This is a genomic window from Nonomuraea lactucae, from assembly GCF_003313395.1.
GTDB classification, from domain to species: Bacteria; Actinomycetota; Actinomycetes; order Streptosporangiales; family Streptosporangiaceae; genus Nonomuraea; species Nonomuraea lactucae.
Genome location: NZ_QNFZ01000826.1, coordinates 1 through 5682 on the forward strand (window position 1 = coordinate 1; position 5682 = coordinate 5682).

Annotated in this window: 3 protein-coding genes; 1 reads left to right on the plus strand and 2 read right to left on the minus strand. The window is 72.4% G+C overall.

The annotated features are described in order from the left end of the window. Window positions 1-290: 290 nt before the first annotated feature. Together DQW85_RS28730 and DQW85_RS28735 are read right to left on the minus strand one after the other, a co-directional pair. On the minus strand, window positions 291-2132 hold the full coding sequence (locus DQW85_RS28730) for an ABC transporter ATP-binding protein (protein WP_113702995.1): 1842 nt from the start codon (window positions 2130-2132) through the stop codon (window positions 291-293). Window positions 2133-2220: 88 nt separating this feature from the next. Then, a complete protein-coding gene (locus DQW85_RS28735; RefSeq protein WP_240197494.1) occupies window positions 2221-4137 on the minus strand; it encodes an ABC transporter ATP-binding protein in 1917 nt (638 codons plus the stop codon). Window positions 4138-4417: 280 nt separating this feature from the next. Between DQW85_RS28735 and DQW85_RS28740 the strand changes: the two genes are divergently transcribed. After that, window positions 4418-5682: outer membrane protein assembly factor BamB family protein (locus tag DQW85_RS28740; RefSeq protein ID WP_162795454.1), on the plus strand; the 1265-nt coding region annotated here is incomplete at its 3' end.

The window sequence follows — 5682 nt, forward strand, 5'->3', positions numbered from 1 at the left end:
CGCCCCGCCCGCCCCGCCCGCCCGCCCCGACGGCCTGCGTGGACGGCCCGCCCGGACGGCCGGGCATCCGGTGAGGCGGATGAGGCGACACGGAGCCCGGCCCTTGGACTTCGCTGCGGTGACGACGCTCGTCTCGTCTCCCCAGTGGTCCGATCCCTCGCGGCGCGCGTCAAGGGGCTCCCGACGGCGGGCCTCAAGAGGCTCCCCACGGCAGGTCTCAAGGGGCTCCCGACAGCATGGCTTCAAGAGGCTCCCCACGGCGGGCTTCAAGGGGCTCCCCGCGGTGGGCGTCAAGGGGTCGAGGGGGCGGGGTGGCCGCCCACCGAGACGAAGCCGGAGCCCGCTCGGTAGTGCGGGGACTGGTGCCGGAAGTACGTGTTGTAAACCTGGCAGTAGCGGCCCCCGCGCGCCAGCAGCGTCGTGTGGTCGCCCTCCTCGACGATCCGCCCGTGGTCGAGCACGATGATGCGGTCGACGTGCTCGATCGTGGACAGCCGGTGCGCGATGACGATCGAGGTGCGGCCAGCGAGCACCACGTCGAGGCCCTCCTGGATCTGCGCCTCGGTCAGCGGGTCGACGCTGGCCGTCGCCTCGTCGAGTACGACGATCGCCGGATCCTGGATGAGCAGGCGGGCCAGCGCGACGAGCTGGCGCTGCCCCATGGACAGGGCACGGCCGTGCTCGCCCACCTCCGTCAGCAGCCCCTGGGGGAGGGCGTCGATCCAGTCGCCGCCGCCGACCGCCGCGGCGGCGGCCAGCACCTCCTCCTCGCCGGCGTCGGGCCTCGGGTAGCGGATGTTGTCGGCCACCGTGCCTCCGAACAGGAACGGCACCTGCGGCACCGCGCCGATCTGCCTGCGGTAGCCGCCGAGCTCCAGGGTGCGGATGTCGTGCCCGTCGATCAGCAGCCGGCCCCCCTGGAACTCGTAGAACCGGGTGATCAGCTTGCTGAGCGTCGACTTGCCCGCGCCCGTGTGGCCGACGAGCGCCACGGTCTCCCCGGCCTCGATGAGGAGGTCGAAGTCGCGCAGCACCGGACTGGCCGGGTCGTAGCCGAAGGTGACGCCCTCGAACTCGATGCGGCCCGCCAGCCTGCCGACCGGCCGCGGGTCGGTCTGCACCACCCGGGGCGGGGCGTCGATCAGCGCGAAGACCCGCTCCGACGCCGACAGGCCCTGCTGGAACTGCGACCAGAAGGCGGCGATCGACGTCAGCGGGAACCAGAAGAGCGCCACCCCCTGCAGGAAGAGGTACCAGTCGCCCGCCGACAGACCACCGCCCAGCACGGCCGTGCCGCCCAGCTGGACGAGGGCGACCGTCGCCAGCCCCGCCACCAGGAAGAGCACGGGGAAGATGGAGGCGAACACGAACCCCTGCCCGAGCGTCACCCGGTAGCTCTGCTGGTTGATCGGCCGGAACTCGTCGTAGACCTGCTGCTCCTGGCGGAAGTTCTTGGCCACCGTGATGCCGCCCATGGTCTCCTGCAGGTTGGCGTTGACGCGGCTCAGCGACCGCTGCGCCCTGCGGGTGCTGGTGCGGGCGATCCGCCGGAAGAGCAGCGCGATGCCCATGATGACGGGCACCACGATGAGGGTCAGCAGGGCCAGCTCGACGCTGCGCATGAACAGCAGGACCGTCACCAGCCCCACCATGAGCACCTGGCTGATCAGATCCATCGTCAGCGTGGACACCGTGGCGAAGTCGTCGGTGTCGGAGGTCACCCTGCTGACGATCTTGCCTGACGGCGTCTCGTCGTAGAACGACAGGTCGCGCTCCAGCACGGCGTCGAACGCGTCCTCACGGAGCCGGAGGACGACGTCGCCGGTGACCTGCGCGCTGTGCCACTGCCGGACGAAGTTGAACACCCATCCGAGCGCCCCCGCGACCAGCAGCCCCACCGTGAGCCGCCGGCCCACATCGCCGATGGTGCCGTCCTCGATCGCGTCGATGCCCCAGCTCGCCAGCAACGGCATGGCCGCCTGGCTCGCCGAGCCCAGTACGATCATGACGGCGACCAGGACCATCGCCCCGAGCCTCGGCCGGAAGTAGGACAGGATCCGGCGGAGCAGCTCGCGGTCGCCGTAGGTGCGGTCGTAGTCCTCGGCGTCGAGGCCGTCCATGATGAAGCCCATCAGCGCACCCCTCCCTGCTCGTTCGCCATGATCCCGGCCGGCTCGGTCAGGCCCGGCCCGTCCGCCGCGCCGGCGGATCTGTCGGCCGTCACCGCAGTCTGGCCCGGTCCGTCCGAGACGCCGGTGGAGCTGTCGCCCGCCTCCGGTCCGTCCCGCCGCCGGCGGAGCCGTCACCCGCATTCGGACCATTCGACGCGCCGGTGGAGCCGTCGCCCGTCGCCAGGCCGTCCAGGGCGACCTCGTCGTAGTGGGCGAAGATCCGCCGGTAGAGGCGGCTGCGCGCGATCAGCTCGTCATGGGTGCCGCAGTCGACCAGCTCGCCCCGCCTGAGCAGCAGGACCTTGTCGGCCCAGCGGATCTGCGACAGCCGATGGGTGATCAGCAGCGTGGTGCGCCCGTCGAGGATGCGGCCGATCGCCTGCTGGATCCTGTCCTCGGTGGCCGAGTCGATGGCGCTGGTCGAGTCGTCGAGGATGAGGATCGCCGGATCGGTCAGCAGCGCCCGCGCGATGGCCAGGCGCTGGCGCTGCCCGCCCGACAGCGTGACGCCGCGCTCGCCGATCACGGTGTCGTAGCCGTCGTCGAGCTCGGCGACGAACTCGGCGGCCTGGGCGTCCTCCGCCGCCCTGACCACGGCCTCGCGGTCGGCCCGCTGGCCGAGGCTGAAGGCGATGTTCTGCTCCACGGACCGGGAGAACAGCACGATGTCCTGCTCGATGGTGGAGATCTGGGAGCGCAGCGAGTCGAGCCGCCAGTCGCGCACGTCGACGCCGTCGACCAGGATCCGGCCCGAGGTGACGTCGTAGATGCGGGGGACCAGCTTCGTCAGCGTGCTCTTGCCGGCCCCCGTCTCGCCGACGATCGCCACCGTCTCGCCGGGCCGCACCGTGAACGTCACGCCGCGCAGCACCGGGTCGCCGCCGTCGTAGCCGAAGGTCACGTCGTCGAAGACGATCTCGCCCCGGACGGGCGCGATGTGGCCGTCGTCCGGCTGCTCCAGCTCGCTCTCGGAGGTCATGATGCCGAGGATCCTGCGCGAGGACACGATGCCGATCTGCACCAGGGAGAAGGTGAAGATGGAGATCTGCGTCGGGAAGCCCAGCATCCCCATCAGACCCATGAACGCCACCAGGTCGCCGAGGCTGATCACCCCGGTGCCGTGGAGGTGGAGGCCGTGCCACAGCGCCCCCGCCATAGCGACGGCGAACAGCAGGGTGGGCAGGTAGCGTGCCTGCACCAGCCCGTTGCGGGCGAAGGAGTCGCGGTAGCGCCGCGCCTGGGAGCGGAACCGCCGCCGCTCCTGCTCCTCCTGCGCGGTGACCTTGATGACCTCGATGCCGCGCACGGCCTGGCTGAGGCCGGCGTTGAGGTCGCCGAACTGCTCGCGCATCCTGGTCGCCACCGGGTTGAGCTGCCGCATGTAGTGCCAGAGCGCGGCCACGAACGCCATCGCGAACAGGACGGGCACCAGCAGCAGCCGCGGGTCGATCGCCGCGATGAAGAAGAGGGGGACGAGGCCGGTGAGGCCGGAGTCCACGATCAGGTCGACGCCCGGGGAGACCATGGTGGAGAGCTGCCGGATGTCGTTGGCGGCCCGCGCCATCAGGTCGCCGACCCGCTGCCGGTTGTGGAACGTCTGGCTCTTGCCGAGCAGGCTCACGTAGAGCTCGTCGCGGGCGTCGCGCTCCAGCCGTTTGGCCAGCACCTCGCTCGACAGCCGGGCCGCGAGGTCGAAGACGCCCCGGGCCAGCACGATAGCCAGCAGCGCCAGCGTGATGAGCCCCAGCGCCGACGCCGGGTCCCCGCGCGAGCCCAGCACGGCGTCGAAGGCCGCGCCGGTCAGGGGGGCGACCGAGGCGTTGAGCACCACCATGACCAGCGACCCGCCGAGGAAACCGGCCAGATGCAGGGGATGGCGGCGCAGATGCGACCAGAGCCAGCGCACCGGCCCCCGCCGGTCGTGGCGCGGCCCGGCGACGGAGAACTCCGAACTGCTGGTGGTCACGGGCACGTCTCCCCTGAGGACGGCGGATGGATATCGAACCTGCTTTCTATCACCGGCCCCCGACAGTTTCCCAACGCTTTTTCCGCCACCTCACCTCAGTCCGTTGCCGACCGGTGACGGCGACGCCGCGCCCGGCTGGGGCGCGTCCCGACGGTGGTCCGCTCACGGCCTAGGGAAATCCCCGGGTTCCTCCCCGACGTGCCGGGACCGCCCGCGGGCCTAGCCTCGGCACACCGGCCCACCGGGTGGGGGAGGGGCACCTGGACGAGGGGCTGCGTCTATGCGGAAGCGGCGGATCGAGCTCGGCCTCGCCTCGCTCCTCCTGCTGGCGTCCGCCACCACCTCGGCGATCGCGGAGCAGCCCGGGAGCTTCGCCGCCCCCGCCGCTGCCGGCGTCCTGCAGCACGGGGCCCTCACCGAGGCCTGGCGGGCAGCTGTGGAGCTGCCCTCGGGCCTCCGCCCCCCTGAGGTGGTCCACGTCCACCTGGCCGACGACGCTCTGCTGTTGGTCACCGCGAACGCGGTCAGCGCCGTGGACCCCGCGACGGGGACGCTCAGATGGCGCTCCGCCGCCGCCCATGGCGATGTCCAGGCTCTCCGGGAGGCGTCGGCGGACGGCCACACGGTGATCGAGTGGACCGAGGACGAGGTCGAGCGCCCGGCGCCCGAGGCCACGGTCCACCTTCGCGTGCTGGAGAACCGTACCGGCAAGGAGGTCTGGCGGATCCGGCGGCCGCACTACCGCCTGATGGGTGCGGCGCCGGGCCGGATCATCCTGGAGACGCCCGGCGGGAGCCGGGTCCGGGCGTTGAGCCCGGACGACGGCACCCCCGTCTGGGAGACCCGGCTGCCGGCCGGTTGCCGGAGCGACGATCGCCTGCGGGGCGTGGCGGACGCCCACATCGCGGTGGTGTTCGCCCGTTGCGGCGGGCGGACCCGGCTGATCGGGCTTTCGCCGGAGACCGGGCGGACCAGGTGGGACCTCCCCGCGCACCCCGCCGCGGAGCCGCTCCTGGCGGTGGAGTCCGGGGTGGTCGCACTGTCGTCGCCGCACTCGCTGCTCCTCGTGGACGCGGGCGGGCGGGTTCTCGCCGACCGGGCGGGCGTCGGCATCTGCGAGTGCGTGGTGCAGGTGATCGGCCGGACGGCGGCGGTGCTCGGCGCCGGCGATCCCGACCGGCGGCGGCTGACGCTGATCGACCGCGTCACCGGGCGCGTGCTCTGGTCCCGCCAGTACGAGGAAGAGGCCACGCTCCGCGCGATAGGCGGCCGCTTCTACCTCGGGCACCCCTTGCCCCCGCCCCTCAGGCACCGAATCGCCGACGTGGTGGACCCGGCCACCGGCCACGTCACGATCACCGCCCACCCGTTCGACTCGCTCGACATCCGAGCCCAGCGTGCGGACCTGATCTACAGGTGGGACGGCACGCACGTCGTCGCCGACCGGATAGGCAGGCCCGTCCTCCCGCCGGGGAACGCCGCGCGGGACGGCGTGCCCGCCTCGGCCTGGCCCGACGCCTGCGCCCTGCTCCCCGCCGGGGCGGC

Bases quoted from the DNA above. Each gene is read 5' to 3' on its own strand.
- DQW85_RS28730 (WP_113702995.1), bottom strand. From the start codon at position 2,132: ATGGGCTTCATCATGGACGGCCTCGACGCCGAGGACTACGACCGCACC.